Origin of the sequence: Pseudoalteromonas sp. APAL1 (genome assembly GCF_021532475.1) — a bacterium.
GTDB classification, from domain to species: Bacteria; Pseudomonadota; Gammaproteobacteria; order Enterobacterales; family Alteromonadaceae; genus Pseudoalteromonas; species Pseudoalteromonas lipolytica_C.
The window spans coordinates 44228-64702 of sequence record NZ_JAKGAW010000012.1; the positions used below are offsets into that span (position 1 = coordinate 44228).

Here is a 20475-nt window from a genome sequence, read left to right on the forward strand (position 1 = left end):
TGCCTTGTAACTTGAAAGCAAAAAAACCGGACAACTGTCCTTGTCAAGTCGGTTAAAGTGATTTTTCAACTAGCCGCGCCATTGCAATTGTTGTAAAATACGCGCGTTTCTAAGCAACCCACATGCAACTTTTTTGAGGAAAACCTGTGAGCGAACAAAAACAGTCTCTTAGCTATAAAGACGCGGGCGTAGATATCGATGCCGGTAATGCACTTGTTGAGCGTATTAAAGGCGTAGTTAAAAAAACCAGACGTCCTGAAGTAATGGGCGGTATCGGTGGTTTTGGCGCACTTTGCGAACTACCAACTGGCTATAAAGAGCCTGTACTGGTTGCTGGCACAGACGGCGTTGGTACAAAACTACGTTTAGCAATCGATCTTAAAAAGCACGACACAGTGGGTATCGACCTTGTTGCTATGTGTGTAAACGACCTTATTGTACAAGGTGCAGAGCCACTATTTTTCCTTGATTACTATGCAACTGGTAAATTAGACGTAGACACTGCGGCTGATGTTGTAACAGGTATTGGTAAAGGCTGTGAGCTTTCTGGCTGTGCATTAATCGGTGGTGAAACTGCTGAAATGCCAGGTATGTACGACGGCGAAGACTACGACATGGCTGGTTTCTGTACTGGTGTTGTAGAAAAATCTAAAATTATCGACGGTACTAAAGTTGCTGCAGGCGACCAATTAATCGCCCTTGCATCAAGTGGTCCTCACTCAAACGGCTTCTCATTAATTCGTAAAGTTCTTGAAGTATCTGGCGCAGACACGAGCGCTGAGCTTGAAGGCAAAACACTTGGCGATCACCTTTTAGAACCAACTCGTATCTACGTTAAACAACTACTTGAGCTATTCAAGCAGGTTGACGTACACGCGTTATCTCATATCACGGGTGGTGGTTTCTGGGAAAACATCCCGCGCGTACTTCCTGAATCTGCAAAAGCAGTTATCAAAGGTGACAGCTGGGAATGGCCTGTTGTTTTCAACTGGTTACAAGAAAACGGCAACATCACAACACACGAAATGTACCGTACATTCAACTGTGGTGTTGGTATGATTTTAGTTGTTCCAGCAGACAAACTTGAGCAAAGCTTAACAATCCTTAAAGATCTTGGCGAAAATGCATGGCATATTGGTGAGATCCAAGATGCGAAAGCTGGCGAAGAGCAAGTAGAAATTTTAGGTGGTCGTGACTAATGACCCCTTGTCGTCTTGTTGTATTAATTTCTGGTAGCGGTTCAAACCTTCAAGCCATCATCGACGCATGTGCGCGTGGTGAGATAAAAGCCGAAATCGCCGCTGTAATTAGTAATAAAGCCGACGCCTATGGCCTTGAGCGAGCAAAAAATGCAGGTATACAAACACGTGTACTTAGCCATAAAGATTTTGACTCGCGCGAGGCCTATGATGCTGAGTTAATGGACATTATTGACAATTTTGAACCAAATCTAGTTGTATTAGCTGGTTTTATGCGTATTCTTACTCCTAGCTTAGTGCAAAAATTTAAGGGAAAAATGTTGAACATTCACCCTTCTTTGTTGCCTAAGTACCAAGGGCTGAATACCCACCAACGAGCGATAGATGCAAAAGATGACGTTCATGGTGTCAGTGTTCACTTTGTCACAGAAGAGCTAGACGGCGGTCCCGTTGTTCTTCAAGCCAAAGTGCCGGTACTCGAAAACGATACCGCAGAGACACTCGCACAACGTGTTCATCAGCAAGAACATATAATCTATCCATTGGTGGTCAAGTGGTTCAGTGAACAACGACTCAAGATGGAAGCAGATTATGCAGTTTTTGACGAAAAGAAACTTCCTGCACACGGCGCGCACTATCCAGAATAAAAATTTAAGTGCCTTACTCGCTTGTGTGGGCACTTTATTACTTCCTACCAGTGTTTTTGCTGGCGATCTCACTCAATATGAAGCCAAATACGATGTACTTCGTAAAGGCGAAACCCATGGTAAAGCAATCCGCGAGCTTAAAAAAGCCGCCGACGGTAACTACGTGATCACTTATCACAGCGAAATCGAATGGATGATTTTTTCTGACTCAAGAAAAGAAACATCTAAATTTACTTACCATGATCAAAAAATTTCTCCGCTAAGTTACAATATGGAGCGCTCAGGCACAGGGCCTGATAAAGAATACAGCTTAAAATTTGATGCGGCGCAAAAACAAGTACAAAGCAGCGAAAGTAAATACCCATTAAAGCTTGATTGGTCTGACGATTTTCAAGATTCACTGTCTTACCAAGTGCAAGTGCGCGAAGAGTTAAAACAAGGTAAAACGCAATTATCGTATCCATTGATTGATAAAAAAGGCAACCTTCGCAATTACGACTTTGAAGTCATCGGCACCGAAGTGATCTCGCTACCTGTTGGTAATGTAGAAGCAATTAAAGTTAAACGTTTATACGATAACGATAAACGTCAAGCACTTGCTTGGTTTGCCCCAGAAATGGACTACATGCTCGTGCGTATGTGGAAAGGTGAAAAAGGCGTAGAGCAATTTGAAGTGCAACTTAATTCATTCACTGTGACCACACCAGTCGCCGTAACAAATGAAGTGAGTAATGAAGCGCCTTAATAGCGCTTCATCTTTTATTTAAATTTTTTCGCCCATTTTAAACAGTGCAAACTCACCGGGTTCCATTTTCTGCCAGCGTTCATCATTGGTGAGTGGCCGTGTTGCAATCACAGTAACCACATCGTTCGGTGTGGTTTCTTTTTGAAAATCAATTACCATGTCTGCATCAATTAATGTCGCTTTGCCAAACGGTGCACGGCGTGTGATCCAATGTAGGTTATTGGTGCAATAAGCTAACACATAAACACCATCGGTCAGTAACATATTAAATACGCCTTTTTCGCGCAGCGTGTGGGCAAGCTTTGCCGCATAACGAAATACAGACGCCATATTTGATGGCCGCTTAGGGTATTTTTCGCGGATCTTATCTAGCAGCCAACAAAACGCCAGTTCACTGTCAGTGTTACCGACAGGTCGATAATAGTCTGGCTTTAAATCATGATAATTAGATAATTGCCCGTTGTGTGCATACGTAATTTCACGGCCCCATAACTCGCGGGTAAACGGATGCGTGTTTTCAAGGCATACACGACCACGATTCCCTTGGCGAATATGACTTATCACCGAAATACTTTTAATAGGATACGCTTTAACGAGTTTGGCAATTTCTGATTGGCAACTTGGCTCGGGATCTTTAAATGTGCGGCAGCCCTTACCCTCATAAAAGGTGATGCCCCAACCATCTTTATGCGGGCCAGTGTTTCCACCACGCTCTAATAAGCCCGAAAAACTAAAACAAATATCCGTTGGTACATTGGCTGACATGCCAAGCAACTCACACATAGAACTCTTAACCTATAAAACTAATCGAAGTAAAAGGCATGATGGGCTGATCCCTGCCTGCGCTCATTGTTGTACATAGCGCTAAAGATGGCAACTGCTATGCTGAGATTTTCAGAACTATCTGATAAATAGTGCATATTTTACACACCTTTTTATGTGCAACATTTACATAAACTAAATAGTCATAAGCCCACTGTAAATTTTTTTGCACTGTTCATACAGTTTACTCATTAAAAGGTTTTACAAAGCATCGTTTTATCTTTGTTCCCCTCTTGATAATTCATGGTTGTAGCGCTACTCTAAAAGAGGTGGTCTGACCTCTATTAAGGAATAATCAATGACTCTCATATTTTTACTTGGTTTACTCGTGCTACTTAGTGTGGCGAGTTACCACAGATCGAGCTGGAATACCTGTTTAGGTATTGCCATTGCGACCTTACTTGTTGGCACTTTTGCTGGCGCGTTTGGTGCAATCAGTTGGCTACTATTCTTACTTATTGCTGTGCCACTTTCTGTGACAAGCATTCGTCAACAATACATCATCAAACCTATTTTTGCTGCATTTAAAAAAGTAACCCCGACAATGTCGGATACTGAAAAATCAGCAATCGATGCAGGTACTACGTGGTGGGAAGCGGATCTATTTTGTGGTCGTCCTGACTGGAACAAATTACACCAATACCCAGCACCAAAACTGACTATCGAAGAACAAGCGTTTATTGATGGCCCAGTTGAAGAAGTGTGTAGCATGTTAGATGACTGGCACGCAACGCACGAATTAACTGATTTACCGCAAGATGTTTGGCAATATCTAAAAGATAATAAATTCTTTGCCATGATCATCAAAAAAGAATACGGCGGTTTAGAGTTTTCTGCTTATGCACAATCATGTGTACTGCAAAAGCTAACAAGTAAATCAACGTTACTTTCATCTATCGTAGGTGTACCAAACTCATTAGGTCCGGGCGAATTACTTCAGCACTATGGTACTAAAGAGCAAAAAGATCATTACTTACCACGTTTAGCGAGTGGTCAAGAGATCCCATGTTTTGCTTTAACATCACCAGAAGCTGGTTCTGACGCAAGTGCAATTCCTGACTACGGTGTTGTTTGTAAAGGTCAATGGAACGGCGAAGAAGTTGTTGGTATTAGCCTAACGTGGAACAAACGTTACATTACTCTTGCTCCTGTTGCGACTGTACTTGGTCTTGCATTTAAACTACAAGATCCAGACGGTTTACTAGGTGATAATAAAGAACCTGGTATTACCTGTGCGCTGATCCCAACTGACACCCCAGGGGTCGAAATTGGCCGTCGTCACTTCCCGCTAAACGTACCATTCCAAAATGGTCCTACTCGCGGTAAAGACATCTTCGTACCACTTGATTACATCATTGGTGGCCCGAAAATGGCTGGTCAAGGCTGGCGTATGCTTGTTGAATGTTTATCTGTTGGTCGTGCAATCACCTTGCCGTCTAACTCTACAGGTGGCATTAAAACAATTGCGCTTGCAACAGGTTCTTACAGCCGTATTCGTCGTCAATTCCGTTTACCTATTGGTCAAATGGAAGGTGTTGAAGAATCAATGGCAAAACTTGCAGGCTACGCTTATAGCTCTGATGCTGCCGTTAGCATGTCTACCGGTGCTGTTGACCTTGGTGAAAAACCATCGGTTGTATCTGCGATTATCAAATACCACTTAACTGAACAAATGCGTGAAGCAACAATTCACGGCATGGATGTTCATGGTGGTAAAGGCATCATGCTTGGTCCAAACAACTACCTAGGTCGCGGTTATCAAGGTGCGCCAATTGCAATCACTGTTGAAGGTGCAAACATCTTAACGCGTAACATGATCATTTATGGTCAAGGTGCAATTCGTTGTCATCCATTCGTGTTAACTGAGCTAGGCGCTTGTGCAATTGAAGACCGCGAAGAAGCGCTTGCAGTATTCGATAAAGCATTAATGGGTCACGTTGGCTTTACTATTTCGAACCTTGTTCGTACTAAGTGGTTAGCACTAACGAATGCTCGCTTCACAGGTACGCCGTACAAAGACGAAACAGCTGAGTTTTATCGTGTTGCGTCACGTTTCAGTGCATCATTAGCATTAATGTCAGATATCAGCATGGCGGTTTTTGGTGGTTCATTGAAGCGTAAAGAGCGTATCTCTGCACGTTTAGGTGACTTACTAAGCTACTTATACCTTGTATCTGCAACACTTAAACGTTACAACGACGAAGGCCGTAAAAAAGAAGATTTTGCGCTAGTTCAATGGAGCTGCCAAGATCACCTTTACCACTGCCAACGAGCTCTTGCTGACCTAATCAATAACATGCCATCTGCACCACTTCGTGCAATGCTAAAAATTATGTTATTCCCATTCGGTCGTCCAGTTCGTAAACCTACTGATAAGCTTGAGCATAAACTTGCGCACTTATTACAAGTACCAAGCGAAACTCGTAACCGTTTAGCTAACTACATTTACCTTAAAAACGAGCCACTTAACCTTGTTGGTCGTCAAGAGCAAACGCTTAAAGACATTCTCGAAGTTGAGCCGCTGTTTGATAAGGTATGCCGTGAAAAAGGCGTAAAACTGCCTTTCTTCCAGCTTGATAAAGTAGCGCAAATGGGCCTAGAAGCTGGCATTTTAAGTCAAGCAGAAGCCGACAAACTAGCTGCTGTTGAAAAAGCCCGTCTTGACGTTATTAACGTTGACGACTTTGACCCAGCAGATTTAGTTGCTGGTAAAGTAGCCCGTGGCGAAAGCGATAAAAAAGCAGACGCTGCCTAAGCTAGCAAAACAATTCCAATTGTTATGAAAAACCAAACCAGCGCAAATTGCGCTGGTTTTTTTTGCGCTAAATATTGCTGCAATACACACCATACTGCCCCTATGGGGATGTAAATCAAGTTAATGCCCAGCATGCTTATAACAACAATTAAAGCCACAGCAAAAAATATAAGGCTCGGTAAAAACTGGCTTATATAAAACGGCTTATCTTGGCTATTGCTTTGAAAGAACAGCCGATATTTTTTAAAAACAGCCAAGCAATCGAATTGCAGCGAGCTTGTTAGCAACACGCATACTGAAAAAGCTACAGCCTGTATCAGATCACTAAAGTCACTCCGAATTGTTATTAGCTGTAATAAAGAAAACAAACATGCAACTAAAACTGAGCCACGCCATATTAAACACCAACTGTGTTGTAAAAAGTAACTAAGCCAAAATAAAGCAAGCGAGTGTACTTTTAATTTATGACTTATTCTTACAGGTGGGAGTAAAATCGAACAGCCGAAAATAGCAACAAAACCTAGATAATATTGCAGCGGAGATAAACTAACAGGCTGTAATACCAATACAGAACTGAGCAATAAACTATAAAAAAGTGCACGTGGCCTATAAAGAACAAATACTCCACATAGCCACTGCAACAACATAAACAGCATAAAATGAGGTACTTGTAGCCATTGCTTTAACGAAAGTTCTACTGCGATTAATAAACTGGCAATGAGCCAAGCATTACTTAAAAGTAGTAACTTGCAGTCAGCAGATACTCGCCAAGAGGATTTATAAAGGCTTCGCTGAAACGCCCTATTTTGCGAATTTTTAATGGCTGATGCCATGGCCCATAACATCACCGATTCAAGTAAAAGATAAACCACAGCTAATTTGGCGCCAGAAGCGGGTTCTGCATGGCTATCGACTATTTTCCCAAGCCCTAAAAACAAAAGTAAAACCATACCAAGAAATGCAGGGCCTAGTACCAGAGCGAACAGCAAGCTAAAACTCTTTAACTGAGATAGCATGCTTTTAAGGTTAGTCGTATATGCTAGGTATCTATAAGAAAGGAATGACACGTAGCTAGCAAGAGATTCAATCATAATGCTGTACACTCAAAACCATGCTGTATAAACACCTCAGGTTCGTGGCTTGTAATGATGACTTGCCCATTAGGTTTATCATCTAAGTAGCCATCAAGTAAGGTCAGCAAAAATTGAATACTTGTTTGATCAAGCGCTGCACTCGGTTCATCTAATAGTAAAAATGGGGCTTGCTTTAAAAAAGCAGTAATAAGCTGGCATTTCTTTTGGTTTCCACTCGATAAAGAACTGAAGCGAGTGTTGAGATGCTCTGTAAAGTTAAAACCTGTAATGAGCTGCTCTGGTATGCCTTGCAACTAAGCTCAATAATTTGCCTCGCAGTTAAAAAATCAGGCAGCACAATACGGTCGCTAGCAATTGAAACATCGTTTTGCGGTGATTTTAATGCCTCATTATTGTATAAAATCTGCCCTGACTGTGGCTCTTCTAGGCCAGCGAGCATCATCAGTAGCGTTGTTTTTCCTCTGCCATTGGCTGCCTGTAAACAAACTCTTTTACCTTGTAATTGCTTATTGTAGTTTTCAAAAACGTGGGCTGAGGCAAAACGCTTATTGAGGTTGTTTATTGCAATCATGTTTACTTCCTTTAATAGTGGAAAAATAATATCACACTCATGTCCCTATTTATTTACATGATTTGTAACAAATATCAAACGGGTAAAACTTGCGTTTAGATTATGAACAGGCAACACTTTATAACGAAAAATTAACAAGGAATAATTACAATGAAACCGAGTTTTCAACTAGCAGCCGTGGCATGTGCACTCAGCCTTGCACTTGCAGGATGTTCACAATCAACCCACTCAACAAGCAGCACCGAAAGCGTGCAACAAAGCCAAACTGTTAAACAGTATGATGCTGAAACCTTTTTTGATACAACCTCAATTATGGGCAGCAGCTTTTCACCAAAAGGCGACAAAATACTCGTTAGCAGTGATGAAAGCGGCATTTATAGCCTGTATGAAGTAGATATAAAAACCGCCAAAAAAACCCGCTTAACAGACTTTGAAGACAGTACTTATGCAGTGGCTTATTTCCCTAAAGATGAGCGCGTACTATTTACTAAAGACTCAGGTGGTAACGAGCGTTATCACATCTATGTTCGCGAAACAGACGGCACAGTTAAAGACCTCACCCCAGGTGAAGAAACCCGTGCAGGATTTGCAGGCTTCACAGAAGACGGTAAACACTTTTTTATAACCAGCAATCAGCGTGATGCTAAGTTTATGGACCTATATCGTGTTGATGCTAACAGCTATGAAGTAACGCCGGTTTATCAAAATACCATGGGGCTGGATGTCGGTGCTATAAGCCCTGACGGCCGCTTTATTGCTTTATCGAAAAACAATTCGAACAAAGACAGCGATGTGTTCATTCTCGATACGCGTAAAAAAACCCTTAAACCAGAGCTTATCACCCGTCATGACGACGACGCTAAGTATGGCCCAGAAACCTTCTCAAGAGACAGTAAATCATTGTATTACTCAACCGATGCTAAAGGTGAGTTTGCACAAGTGTGGCGTTATGACTTAACTACCGGCGAGCACAGCCCAGCCCTCAAAGATGAGTGGGATGTCAGCTTTATTTACTTCTCTAAATCTGGCCGTTATCAAGTAAGTGGTGTTAATGCCGACGCCAGCACTAAGGTGTCGATAATCGATACCACCACAGGTAAAGGTATTGCTATGCCATCGTTGCCTGCAGGTAACTTACGTGGTGTTAATTTTTCAGCTGATGAAAAAACTATGGCGTTTTATTTAAATTCAGACACCTCGCCAAGCAATTTATTTGTGTGGCAAGTCGGTGAGCCGAAAGCTAAACAATTAACTAACACATTAAGTGATGCAATTAATCAAAGTGACTTAGTTGAGAGCACAATTGTGCGCTTTAAGAGCTTCGATGGCTTAGAAATCCCGGGGGTTTTATATAAACCTAAGCAAGCCAACAGCAACAATAAAGTACCTGCTTTAGTTTGGGTGCATGGCGGCCCTGGTGGACAAAGCCGTACTGGATATAGTGCAATGCAGCAGCATCTAGTCAATCATGGTTATGCCATTTTTGCGGTTAATAACCGAGGCAGCTCAGGCTATGGTAAAACCTTCTTCCATTTAGATGATAAAAAACATGGCACTGATGATTTACAAGATATCGTATACGGCAAAAAGCATCTACAAAGCCTAGATTGGGTTGATGCTGATAAAATTGGCATCATGGGGGGCAGCTATGGTGGCTTTATGACCGCCGCAGCACTTGCCTTTGAACCTGAAGAATTCAAAGTAGGCATTAATATCTTTGGTGTAACAAACTGGGTTAGAACCTTAAACTCGATTCCACCATGGTGGGAAAGCTTTAAAAAGGCACTGTACGATGAAATGGGCGACCCCGCGACAGACGGTGAGCGTCACCGTGCAATTTCGCCACTATTTCATGCTAAAAACATCACTAAGCCATTAATGGTGATCCAAGGTGCTAATGACCCACGCGTTTTACAAGTTGAAAGCGATGAGCTCGTTGCCGCTGTAAAGGCAAATGGTGTGCCTGTCGAATATGTATTATTCGATGATGAAGGCCATGGTTTTACTAAAAAGGAAAACCGCATTAAAGCCTCAAACGCATATCTTGAGTTTTTAAATACCTATTTAGATAAATAGCAAAATTGCAAAGGTAAAGAGCCGGTTTTTAAACCGGCTTTTTTATGCAAAACACCTGTATAGAAGCAAAATATAGTAGCTCATACAGTACTGTATAGAATACTGTATAATTTTAATGATAAATTTTTCACCTTTTTGACCTTCCAAAACAAAAAATTAACCCATTGTTTAATAAGAACTAAATAAATTTAATTAACATAAAACTGAATAATTGGTTAAAAAATAGCAAAAAAGTACTTGCGCAAAAACACTGTATAAACTACTGTATACATATACTGTATAAACAACCAGTGAGTGAAAGTTATGTTACAGCCAATTACCTTAAGAACAGTTAAAAGCTACCAACAAGATAACGACAAAGCGTCTGTTAATTTAATTCAAATTGAAGACGAAATATCAGCAACCTTTGAGCTATTAAAAGTATTGCATCATTACAATAGCCAAAATGCATGGACACTATTAATTGCCCCTGATCATGTTCCTAGCAAAGCATTATTAGATTCGTGTTCGATTGATACCAGCAAACTACTTGTGATCAGACAAAAGCATTTAGTTAACCTTGAGTACGTACTTAGCTCTGCATTACATAATGGTAATTTTGCCGCAGTGATCACATGGACAGATATCGTAAACAATCATCAACTTGATTCGATGAATCTAAATCTTGAGCAAGCATCTGCTAAGTTTTATTGTTTTACAACAAGCGCTCAATTAAACAATTTAGTACCGCAGCCACAATAGGCTTGTTAAAATAACAATTTATAGTTTTAGGTAAGTTGTTATGACATCACTCACCCACCCCCTTTGTCCTTGTGGCAGCGAATCGACTTACGAGCTTTGCTGCCAACCTTTTCATACAGGTGCAAGCCAAGCTGATACGCCCGAGCAACTTATGCGTTCTCGTTTTAGTGCATACGCGCTGAAAGATGCAAAATATGTATTTAGCACCTATGCACAAAGCCAACAAGCCGCAAACCCGGTTAGCGAAATTAAAGATTTTGCTAATAGCTGCCGTTTTACCAAACTCAGTGTTTTAGATACAGAACATAATGATCAAGAAGGTTTTGTAGAATTTAAAGCAAATTACTTTTACCAAAACTTGTTTTGTGAGTTACACGAAAAGTCGCGTTTTATTAAAGAAGATGGCCTATGGCGTTACCTAGATGGTAATATAACGCCAGTTGCAGATATTAAAATTGGCCGTAATGATGAATGCCCTTGTGGTAGCGGTAAAAAATATAAAAAGTGTCACGCTCTTTAATTGCTCTTATACCAATCCGCTTAATTAAGTATTATTGCGGGTTGGTATTAGTCTGGTAAATCCAGTCTAGGGCTTGGGTAATCGTTGTTGGGAATGCGGTTGCATGGCGTGCCTGAGGAATAACAAATAAATTTGTTGTAACCAGCGCGCCACTTTGTTTATTAATTTTAGCTGCTAATTGCCTCGCACCCGACACCATTTTTTCACCTTCACTTTCTTCAAGTTCACCCACTGCGATGTAAACTTTTGTTGTGTTGGCAGCTGGTTTTACAGCCATAGCTAATATTGAGTTTTCTTTAAACCACACTGAAGGACTGCCGATAATGTAACTTGAAAAAAGCGAAGGCTCGGTAAATAAGGTAAAGGAAGCAAATAAACCACCCAGCGAGTTACCGACTAATGTACTTTTTTGGTTTGTTCTGTAGTGAGCCTTAATATATGGCAATACAGATTGTTTTAGAAAGTTTAGATACTGGCTTGCTCCGCCAGTTTTACGTTGCCAATTTTTATCTTCAAATGGCGTATAGTCATAAATACGGCTATTAAGCCCCGGCACACCTTTTTGATACCCTACTGCGACGATAATCACCTCTTCCATCGCCCCCGAATTCATCATAAAGCGACTGACGCCAGAGGCAATTGGCAAACTGTAGTTTGCATCTAACAGGTAAACAACGGGGTATCGCTTCTGGTTTTGTTTTTGGTAGCTGCGTGGCAGTTTAATTGTAATGGGGTATTCGTTTTCGATATGTTTATCTTTAACTAAAACAGTATTAGTGCGTGGCAAAGTAAATGGCTCAGCATGGCTTACTGAGCTCACGCCGAAAACACTGATCACAAAAACGAGCAATAAATAAGGCATAGTTAATCCTTTAGCCACTTTTTAATTGGTAACAGCCACTCATCTTTTGGCTTATAAAATGCACCATGGGAGAGCCCCGTATTGATGCTTAGTTCTTCGAACTTAGTTACTGCACTTCTATCAATTAAAAACTGGCAAGAGCCAACCTGATCTGAGCGTTCAAAGATAGAGTAAACCTTGCCGTAAGCTTTAACTGATGAGTTCTTTTTTATTAGGCCAGCACAACCTGCCAATATAACTAAGTTAATATGTGTGCGTTTAAGCTCATTGGCTGCCAGTATCGACAATGCCCCGCCCCGTGAAAAACCAACCAAACTAATATTCGACTCATCAACACCGGCGCTGATCAATGCTTCAACATCTGCAGCGAGCTTTTTCGCAAATGCAAATGGTTCAGTGTCTTTTGGCCTGTGATAGGCTATTAAATGATAACTATCATCTGCAAGTGCTTCTTTTACCGCAATAAAGTCATAAACACCAAAGGTTTTGTGAACAGGTTTAGGGTTTTTACCTTCGACGATAAAACCATGGGAATAAAAAACATAGTGCTCATGCGGATCAATCTCTGTTGGAAACTGGCTGTAAATAGTGCCAGCGAGAGCAGGCATAACCCAACAAGCACAGGTTAAAAGTAGTGTACGTAACACTGGTATCCCTTTGAAAAATAAAATCGTACTGATTACACGATAATAACAGTTTTAAAAATAATATCTTAGTTGTAAGTCAGGTCGCTTTGCCTAAGTGAGAAGTGAGTTAACCCTAATCAAAAACCTAAAGAGATCTCCAAAAACCAACTTGAGGTATATTCATAGCTTTTTGATATAAGTTAAGTAAAAAAACAATGACAGCGATGTCAATTGACAGTAAAAAAGCGTATTGTAAAAAAACAGTTAAAGTAACTACTAATTTTAGACGTCTAGACGTTGAAAAAACAAATTCTTAAGCGTACTATGTTCGTAATCTGAGTTTGGCTCACATTTTTCATGAGATTTTTTAAAGATGATTGATATAAAGCACCTAAAAACCATAGCGACCCTTAAAGAGACAGGCTCTTTGGTCAATACCGCCCGCGAGTTGTTTTTAACTCAATCGGCTTTATCACATCAAATTAAAGATCTCGAGAATAAGCTAGATTGCCAACTGTTCGAACGTAAGACGCAGCCTGTGCGTTTTACACCGCAAGGCATGTTACTGCTGGAGCTTGCTAATGAGGTTTTACCTAGAGTTGAAGCGACAAAGTGTCGTTTAAAAGAAAGCCTGAATCAGCCAATTTCAAATTTACGTTTAAGTGTTGAGTGTCATGCCTGCTTTCATTGGTTGCTACCAACCATCAAAGAATTTAATAACTTTTGGCCTGATATCAAAATTGATTATGAGCGCGGCTTTAGTTATGACGCCATTCCAGATTTAATTAATGATGAGTTAGATCTTGTGCTGACTTCTGATATTCGTGAACCCGATCAGCTTGAGTATGCTCACCTGTTTGATTTTAAATTAAAATTAATCGTTGCACCGGATCATGAGTTGGCAAAAAAAGCCTATGTCACCGCCCTTGATTTAAAAAACGAAACTATTATTTCGTACCCTATCCCGCGAGAGCGCCAAGATATCTTTAAACATTTTATTCAAAATGCACGCTTTGATGGCACGCTTAAAACTGTTGACCAAGGTTTATTAATTTTCCAATTAGTGAGCGCTGGAATGGGTGTTGCAGCATTACCAGACTGGCTAGTCACCCCTTATGAAAGCCAAGGACTCATTAAGTCGATTCCGTTAGGTGCACTTGGCCTTACTCGCCCTATGTATTTAGCGATGAAAAAGAATATGAAAGATAACCCTGTTTATCGCCACTTTTTAAATACGTGTAAGCAAAATAACGGTCGCTAAAGAAAGGCAAAATAATTAACATAGCTGCATATGTTACAAACAATAATGCTGATACATGTTTGAAATTAAAAAGATCATTGGCTCATTATTAATGCCCCTGCCGTTGTTGGGGCTGCTTACTTTAGTGATGGTATTTTTAGCCATTGCCCATAAACGCAAAGCACTCTATTTTGGCTTTGTTAGCATTTTAACTTTAATGATGATAAGCACGCCATTTATTGGTCAGTCACTGATAGCTGCAAGCAATAACCCTGCATGGCAATTTAACCAAGCAAAACACCCTAAACTCGATAATATTGTGGTACTTGGCTGCTCTATAATGCCCAACTCTCGCCTTGCCGCTAATCACCAGTTAGGCGATTGTGCGCTTGCTCGATTACTTGAAGGTGTTAAGCTTGCCCACCACTACCCAAACGCCACTCTCTATGTATCAGGGGGCGGTTTTGCTAACACCACCAATAGCCAGCTCATGTTTGAAACAGCAAAAGCGCTCGGCATTAAAGGCTCCCGAATTAAGCAAAATCACCTCGCTATGGATACCGCTGAAGAAGCGAAGCGACTTGCCATTTATTTAGTCGATAAAAAAACAGCCCTAGTCACCTCAGCAAGCCATATGCCACGAGCGAAAGATTTATTTAATGCACAAGGTGTTGATGTGCTCCCTGCTGCAACTGACTTCCAAGATTTTAGTCACTATCCGACGTATAAGCAGTTTATACCAGATGATGATGTACTGGTTGCCGTTACCAGAGTCGCTCATGAAAAAATTGGCAGTGCTTGGGTAAGTGTGCGCCGCTGGATTGATCCAGAGGCGCTGTAGACTTAATCAGACTGGATTGTCGATATCGATAAACGTTACATCAAAACCATGCTGCTCAGCTAAAAGTTCGCCTAAGGCTTTAATGCCATAACGCTCAGTAGCATGGTGTCCTGCTGCAAAAAAGTCGATGCCTTGCTCGCGTGAACTATGAATCGTTTGCTCAGAGGCCTCACCAGTAAGATAAGCATCAATCCCTTGAGCAGCCGCTAAATCAATATACCCTTGGCCACCCCCGGTGCACCAAGCGATGGTTTCGATTTTTTCTTTTCTGACCAAACTAGTTAATGGTGCTCTATTAAGTACTTTCGCAATTTTATCGGCAAATTCTTCACCGCTTAGTGGTGTTTTTAAACGCCCTTTTACCGGCACACTATTTGGGCCAGACTCAAGCCCACCAGTGAACTCAATACCAAGTAAATTTGCCAATTGTGCGTTATTACCAATGTCAGGATGAATATCTAGCGGTAAGTGATAGCCATATAAATTAATATCATTATTTAAAAGCGCTGCTATGCGGCGTTTTTTCATGCCCGTGATTGGCTGCGACTCACCTTTCCAGAAATAGCCATGATGTACCAAAATCGTATCTGCATTTTCTGCAATAGCGGCATCAATCAATGCTTGGCTTGCTGTGACACCCGTCACTATTTTTTTTACCTCGCTCGCCCCTTCAACTTGTAAGCCGTTTGGGCAAAAGTCAGCGATAGAATCAGGTTTAAGAATGTTGTTTAATAATTGAGTAAATTGTTTGCGTTGCATTTGAAAATCGTCCTTCAACCCTCTATTTTGTGCAAATTTTGGCGTTTATGAGTGAAAAATGGAAGGAAAATCGCAAAAAATTGAAAAGTAAGCTGAAAATAGGTATAAATATATATTCTTAATCTGTGTTTACAACGTATAGGGTCTCTGATGAGCAAACTAGACAAAACAGAAGTGTTAAATGCCTTCGAAGCAGCATACGAAGCAGCGAATGGTAAGAAACCTGAAATCACTACAAAACCTGGTTGGTATAGCATCGATGGTGGCAAAAACTTGCGCCTTGCTGATGTTGCAGCGCTGACTGAAGAGCTCACTTCTGGTAAAACAGCTGAGCCTAAAGCAGAAGAAGCACCAAAAGCACCAGCGAAAAAAACCAAAACTAAAACCGCTGCACCGGCTAAAACAGCTAAGAAAGCACCGTTTACTGTTGTTACAGCAAACGATGATGGTTACAAAGCTGAAGAGCTTTGGATTGTTAACCTAGCTGAAAAAGACCACGATTGTCGTTTACCGCGTGGTGTTGTGTAATCTCATTACACTCATTCATTTTAAAAAACCGCTACTCGTTAGCGGTTTTTTTATGACTATTCAATTGGTTGCTTAATATCCATTGACTTAAATAGCCAAACAACACAATAAATACGGTTCCGATTAATACGGGCATCACTAAAAAATCCCAGCTTTGCATAGATTGCATAATCAAAATAGGGTTTGCGCCTGCCGCTGGATGTACGGTATCTGTCAACATCATTAGGCTAATTGCCAGTCCTGTTGCTATAGCAATTTCAACAGCCCCTACACCGACATAATTTACAAATACAACACCGATTAAGGCAGTCAAAAGATGCCCACCGATAACATTCTTCGCTTTCGCAAGCGGACTGTGTGGCACACCAAACACTAGCACCGCTGTTGCTCCAAAGGGTGCCATCAACCACACACCGTAATGTCCTAATTGCTGTAAATAGGCCAATACAAAAATTGCCATACAAGCAAATATACCTGCAATAGCCGCTTTGCTTACTTTATTATCCATAAACCCTCCGAAAAGTAGACCGACTTGTCTACCCATCAAATAGTAGACAAGTCGGTCTACTTCTGTCAAGCTATCATTAGTCATCTAGTGAGGCCTTGTTATGGATAAACGAACACATATTATTTTGACCGCCTTGTCACTTTTTTATCAAAAAGGCATTCATAGTGTGGGAATAAACGAAATTATTAGTGTGGCGGGTGTCGCCAAAAAAACCATGTACCATCATTTCGCAAGTAAAGATGAGTTATTATTAGCGTGCCTTAGTGAGCGACATAACAGGTTTTTAAATTGGTTAACGCATGCCACCAGCAAGCTAACTACTGTTGAAGCATTTAAAGTAGCGTTGATAAGCTGCCATGAAGCTTGGTTTAACTCTGAGGTGACTGAATTAGGTGATTTCAATGGCTGTTTATTTATTAACACTGCCGCTGAGTTTGCTGATCCTGCAAGCCCGATAAATCAAGCCTGCAAAGAGCATAAAATGGCAGTACAGCAGTTAATTAAAAAGCGTTTATCAAACTGTAACAACATGGATAGTTCGCAGCTAAACTCACAGAGCCACTATTTGATGACGCTTGTTGAGGGCATGATCTGCCAAGCAAAACTAGTAGGAATTAAACAATTTCCTTATTTAAAACAATAAAAAAGCGGCACAATGGCCGCTTTCAGTTTAGATTTCCGCTAAGTTAAATTTCTTCAAAATATAACTTTTCGCGTTTTTTCTCACCCACTTCGTTCATGGTTGCAGCATCAAATAAACGACCATTGATCATGGTGTAATCGATTTTATCTGTATCACGAATGTTAGTTAGCGGATTACCGTCAATAACGATTAAATCGGCAAGTTTACCAGGCTCTAGAGAACCGATATTTTTATCAAGGCCAATGTATTTAGCAGGGTCTAACGTTGCTGCACGAATTGCTTGAAGTGGCGTCATACCACCTTGCGCAAACATCCAAATTTCCCAATGTGCTGCTAACCCCTCACGTTGACCGTGAGCACCAAGGTTCACTAATACACCTAAGTCTTGCAGCTCTTTTGCAACACGGGCATTGTTAAAGTGGTTATAGTGATGATCGGGCGCCTTAACACGGCGCATTGAGCGAGGTAAAAGCTGATTCTTTGGTACAAACTTACTTAAGCGCGGGTGATTCCACACATCGGTCTTATCGTACCAATAATTTTCCCCCCAAATACCACCGTATGCTACACCGAGTGTCGGCGTATAACCTACATCACTTTGTGACCAAAGCTGGCGAATATCATCGTAAATATTGGCAACAGGAATTGAGTGTTCAATACCCGTATGACCATCAACTACCATGGTTAAGTTGTGCTGTAGTAATGAACCGCCTTCTGGCACAACCATCATTTCAAGTTCACGACCTGCTTCAATAACTTGCTGGCGCTGTTCACGACGTGGTTGGTTATATGATTTAACACTAAACGCGCCCACTTTCTTTAAGCGCTCAAGATGGAACTTAGCATCTTCTAACGAATCAATATGCGATGTATAACCTGGCATATTTGCACCATATAAAATGGTACCCGTTGAGAAAATACGAGGAGCGACAATCATGCCCGCTTTTTGCATTTCGCTTGCAGCAAAAATCTCTGTGGTGTCGTTTGATGGATCGTGAATCGTTGTTACACCTAACGCTAAGCCCGCTAAGTTCTTCCAGTTTTGCTGTGGAATGATCTCATCGCTGCCTTGCGAGCCGTGAGCATGCGCATCAACAATACCCGGCATAATCGTCTTACCGGTTACATCAATGACTTCTGCGCCTTTAGGAATAGCAACACTGTCTTTACTGCCAACCGCTTTAATATGCTTACCATCAGTAACAATAACGCCGTTTTCAATGACTTGCTCACCGTTCATGGTGATAATACGTGCGCCAGTTAACGCAAATACTGATTTAGGCTCGGCCATGGTTTTTGTAAAACCGATGTTATCGCCGCTTTTAACTTTAAAGTCAGTCTCTGCATTTTGGTTAATATCAAATAAACCCGCTAGGCTTGCATGATATAACTCTGGTCCTAGGCTCCAATAAAGTTTATCGCTTGTGCCACTCCAGCTGATGTTTTCACCGGCGCGAACAGAAAGCTGCTCAATTGGGAATTGGCTATCTTTCGGTCCAATATTAATGGTTTTGCCACGCTCAACAAATGGCGTAACAAATACCTTAAAACGTTCTGCAAACGCTAGGTATTGACCATCTGGTGATACTCTAAACTCTGTTGCATGCTCTGACTCATAAAGTTTACGAACTTGTTTTGATTCCAGCTCAACAACACTTAATGTTGGTTTTGGCCAAGGGCTCATCACATAAATTCGGTCATTCGCTGCACCAAATTGCGGCTGATACCCTGATTTAGTGATAAGTGTTGAATTACCGCCTTTATTACTTACTGAGTAAATACCTGGCTCTAATGACCATGTTGGATTAAGGATACTGCCGCCAGACGCTTTACGGTAAACAACCGTTTTGCCATCTGGGCTAAATGTTGGCTCTACGTATTTACCTGGTTCTTTGGTAATAGTATCGCCACGACCACCACGTGCAGACACAACACGAACTGAGCCCTGCTCGTTGTCATCCCATGTGGTGTAAACAATCTTCTTACCATCACGAGAGAACTGCGGAAATAATTCAAAGTGATCGTCTTGCTTAGTCAGACGCTTTACTTTGCCAGACTCTAAATCACGCTTATAAATATGACCTAGCGCCTCAAAAATAGCTGTTTCACCATCTGGTGAAATTTGTACATTACGCAGCATTTTCACATCAAAATTATCGCTATCGATATTTTGTGTAAAGCGCACTGCTTTTTGAATCTGCTTATTGGTTTCAACTTTAAATGGAATAGTCGAGACAGACTTATCATCCACATCTAACTTATGGATTGACCCTCCCGCCCAAAATACTAGTTGTTCGTTGTCTGGTGTCCAAGCAATTGTCGGGTATACACCATGAATAGCCCATGTTTCTTGCATATCGCGCTCAAGCTCACCATAAAGCTTTGTATGCTTACCGGTATGGAGATCATATAAATACAAGCTTGTTTGGAAATCATCACGCTTGATATACGCAAGTTTTTTACCATCTGGTGAAGGTGTCGGTCGTATAGCCCCACCCATGCCATCAATAATTGTTTCAATCTCGCCGGTTTCACGGTCGTAGCGTTTAATTTTATAAATGCCCGCTACAGAGTCTTTTGAGTAATGGAATGTTTTACCCGGCGTTGCATCATGAGAGAAATAAACATAACGACCATCAGGTGAGAACATTGGCTCGCCTAAGTCTTTTTGGTCGTTCTCGCGTGCAGTTAGTTGCACACCCTTGCCACCCGCTTTGTGGTAAAGCCATACTTCACCAGCACCTAAAGAGCGGCTTGCTGTAAAGTGCTTACGCGCAACTAAATAATCGCCATCTGGGCTCCAAGCTGGGCTGTTTAACAAACGAAATGTTTCGTTCGTTACGGCTTTTTGGTTTTCACCATTTAAATCCATAACCCAAATATTGTCGCCACCTCCTTGGTCTGAAGTAAACGCAATGTGCTTACCATCAGGGCTAAAGCGTGGTTGCATTTGCCATGCAATATCACTGGTTAATTGCGTTGCTGTGCCACCTGACATTGGCATGGTATAAATATCGCCGAGTAGGTCAAACACCACTGTTTTACCATCAGGGCTAATATCTACGTTCATCCACGTGCCCTGCTCAACACTAATTTTAGCGTCTAGGAATTGGCCTTTTGGTGTATCTACTTGCCATTTGTCATCATTTGATTGCTCAGTTGCAGCCACTTGCCCTGATAGAGCAAGTGAAATCGATACAGCAAGCGCTGTATGAAGCATTTTCTTCATTGAAATCTCACTTTTTATTGTTTTGCTTATATGCACACTTTTAAGATTGCACCAAATAGCATAGCAAGA

At 41.2% G+C, this 20475-nt stretch carries 20 protein-coding genes; 11 read left to right on the forward strand and 9 right to left on the reverse strand.

Annotated elements, in window-relative coordinates; all coding sequences use genetic code 11:
* Positions 1–146: 146 nt before the first annotated feature.
* From purM to L1264_RS08120, 3 genes are read left to right on the forward strand one after another with little or no spacing between them, the layout of a single operon-like run.
* Positions 147–1199, forward strand: a complete 1053-nt coding sequence (gene purM / locus L1264_RS08110; protein WP_063705981.1) for a phosphoribosylformylglycinamidine cyclo-ligase — start codon at positions 147–149, stop codon at positions 1197–1199.
* A complete protein-coding gene (purN, locus tag L1264_RS08115) occupies positions 1199–1846 on the forward strand; it encodes a phosphoribosylglycinamide formyltransferase (protein WP_054551594.1) in 648 nt (215 codons plus the stop codon). Before purM ends, purN begins: the two co-directional genes overlap by 1 nt.
* Complete coding sequence (locus L1264_RS08120; protein WP_199525789.1) at positions 1791–2591, forward strand: DUF3108 domain-containing protein; 801 nt, start codon at positions 1791–1793, stop codon at positions 2589–2591. Before purN ends, L1264_RS08120 begins: the two co-directional genes overlap by 56 nt.
* Positions 2592–2609: 18 nt before the next feature.
* On the opposite strand, the gene L1264_RS08125 is transcribed toward L1264_RS08120, so the two are convergent.
* A complete protein-coding gene (locus L1264_RS08125) occupies positions 2610–3374 on the reverse strand; it encodes a class II glutamine amidotransferase (RefSeq protein ID WP_054551596.1) in 765 nt (254 codons plus the stop codon).
* Positions 3375–3711: 337 nt separating this feature from the next.
* Between L1264_RS08125 and fadE the strand changes: the two genes are divergently transcribed.
* Positions 3712–6168 (forward strand): acyl-CoA dehydrogenase FadE, encoded by a 2457-nt coding sequence (gene fadE, locus L1264_RS08130; protein WP_199525791.1) that lies wholly within the window; start codon positions 3712–3714, stop codon positions 6166–6168.
* Here fadE and L1264_RS08135 read toward each other — a convergent pair.
* Genes L1264_RS08135 through L1264_RS21495 form a run of 3 tightly spaced genes read right to left on the reverse strand, consistent with a single transcriptional unit; the run spans position 6165 to position 7833 of the window.
* Positions 6165–7259 (reverse strand): DUF6136 family protein, encoded by a 1095-nt coding sequence (locus L1264_RS08135; RefSeq protein WP_199525793.1) that lies wholly within the window; start codon positions 7257–7259, stop codon positions 6165–6167. The two genes, fadE and L1264_RS08135, sit on opposite strands and share 4 nt — an antisense overlap.
* A complete protein-coding gene (locus L1264_RS08140) occupies positions 7256–7546 on the reverse strand; it encodes an AAA family ATPase (protein WP_328255828.1) in 291 nt (96 codons plus the stop codon). Before L1264_RS08140 ends, L1264_RS08135 begins: the two co-directional genes overlap by 4 nt.
* Positions 7435–7833 carry an ATP-binding cassette domain-containing protein gene (locus L1264_RS21495; protein WP_328255807.1) on the reverse strand — a complete coding sequence of 133 codons (399 nt, stop codon included), beginning with the start codon at positions 7831–7833 and terminating at the stop codon, positions 7435–7437. Before L1264_RS21495 ends, L1264_RS08140 begins: the two co-directional genes overlap by 112 nt.
* Before the next feature lie 150 nt (positions 7834–7983).
* Here L1264_RS21495 and L1264_RS08150 point away from each other — a divergent pair, with 150 nt between their 5' ends.
* The 3 genes from L1264_RS08150 to L1264_RS08160 all read left to right on the forward strand — a co-directional run bounded on the left by L1264_RS08150 (position 7984) and on the right by L1264_RS08160 (position 11170).
* Positions 7984–9909: a S9 family peptidase gene (locus L1264_RS08150; protein WP_199525797.1), complete on the forward strand. Its 1926-nt coding sequence runs from the start codon at positions 7984–7986 to the stop codon at positions 9907–9909.
* A 303-nt stretch (positions 9910–10212) separates the two neighbouring features.
* The gene (locus L1264_RS08155; protein WP_199525799.1) at positions 10213–10650 is read left to right on the forward strand and encodes a SulA-like leucine-rich domain-containing protein; all 438 of its coding nucleotides are present in this window, start codon (positions 10213–10215) and stop codon (positions 10648–10650) included.
* A 40-nt stretch (positions 10651–10690) separates the two neighbouring features.
* Positions 10691–11170: a YchJ family protein gene (locus tag L1264_RS08160; RefSeq protein WP_199525801.1), complete on the forward strand. Its 480-nt coding sequence runs from the start codon at positions 10691–10693 to the stop codon at positions 11168–11170.
* Between the two features lie 31 nt (positions 11171–11201).
* On the opposite strand, the gene L1264_RS08165 is transcribed toward L1264_RS08160, so the two are convergent.
* Complete coding sequence (locus L1264_RS08165) at positions 11202–12032, reverse strand: alpha/beta hydrolase (protein ID WP_199525802.1); 831 nt, start codon at positions 12030–12032, stop codon at positions 11202–11204.
* Positions 12033–12034: 2 nt separating this feature from the next.
* Positions 12035–12679 (reverse strand): alpha/beta hydrolase, encoded by a 645-nt coding sequence (locus L1264_RS08170; protein ID WP_235403866.1) that lies wholly within the window; start codon positions 12677–12679, stop codon positions 12035–12037.
* A gap of 352 nt (positions 12680–13031) precedes the next feature.
* On the opposite strand from L1264_RS08170, the gene L1264_RS08175 reads away from it, so the two are divergent.
* Both L1264_RS08175 and L1264_RS08180 read left to right on the forward strand, forming a co-directional pair.
* On the forward strand, positions 13032–13919 hold the full coding sequence (locus L1264_RS08175; protein ID WP_054551603.1) for a LysR substrate-binding domain-containing protein: 888 nt from the start codon (positions 13032–13034) through the stop codon (positions 13917–13919).
* A 55-nt stretch (positions 13920–13974) separates the two neighbouring features.
* The gene (locus tag L1264_RS08180; protein ID WP_199525804.1) at positions 13975–14739 is read left to right on the forward strand and encodes a YdcF family protein; all 765 of its coding nucleotides are present in this window, start codon (positions 13975–13977) and stop codon (positions 14737–14739) included.
* A gap of 6 nt (positions 14740–14745) precedes the next feature.
* On the opposite strand, the gene L1264_RS08185 is transcribed toward L1264_RS08180, so the two are convergent.
* On the reverse strand, positions 14746–15498 hold the full coding sequence (locus L1264_RS08185; RefSeq protein ID WP_199525806.1) for a Nif3-like dinuclear metal center hexameric protein: 753 nt from the start codon (positions 15496–15498) through the stop codon (positions 14746–14748).
* A 150-nt stretch (positions 15499–15648) separates the two neighbouring features.
* Here L1264_RS08185 and L1264_RS08190 point away from each other — a divergent pair, with 150 nt between their 5' ends.
* Entirely contained in the window at positions 15649–16026 is a 378-nt protein-coding gene (locus L1264_RS08190) for a hypothetical protein (protein WP_063706001.1), read from the forward strand.
* A 31-nt stretch (positions 16027–16057) separates the two neighbouring features.
* Here L1264_RS08190 and L1264_RS08195 read toward each other — a convergent pair whose 3' ends face one another.
* A complete protein-coding gene (locus L1264_RS08195; protein ID WP_135924172.1) occupies positions 16058–16534 on the reverse strand; it encodes an HPP family protein in 477 nt (158 codons plus the stop codon).
* A 100-nt stretch (positions 16535–16634) separates the two neighbouring features.
* Here L1264_RS08195 and L1264_RS08200 point away from each other — a divergent pair, with 100 nt between their 5' ends.
* Positions 16635–17177, forward strand: a complete 543-nt coding sequence (locus L1264_RS08200; protein WP_199525808.1) for a TetR/AcrR family transcriptional regulator — start codon at positions 16635–16637, stop codon at positions 17175–17177.
* A 43-nt stretch (positions 17178–17220) separates the two neighbouring features.
* Here L1264_RS08200 and L1264_RS08205 read toward each other — a convergent pair whose 3' ends face one another.
* The gene (locus L1264_RS08205) at positions 17221–20406 is read right to left on the reverse strand and encodes an amidohydrolase family protein (protein WP_199525810.1); all 3186 of its coding nucleotides are present in this window, start codon (positions 20404–20406) and stop codon (positions 17221–17223) included.
* Positions 20407–20475: the final 69 nt, after the last annotated feature.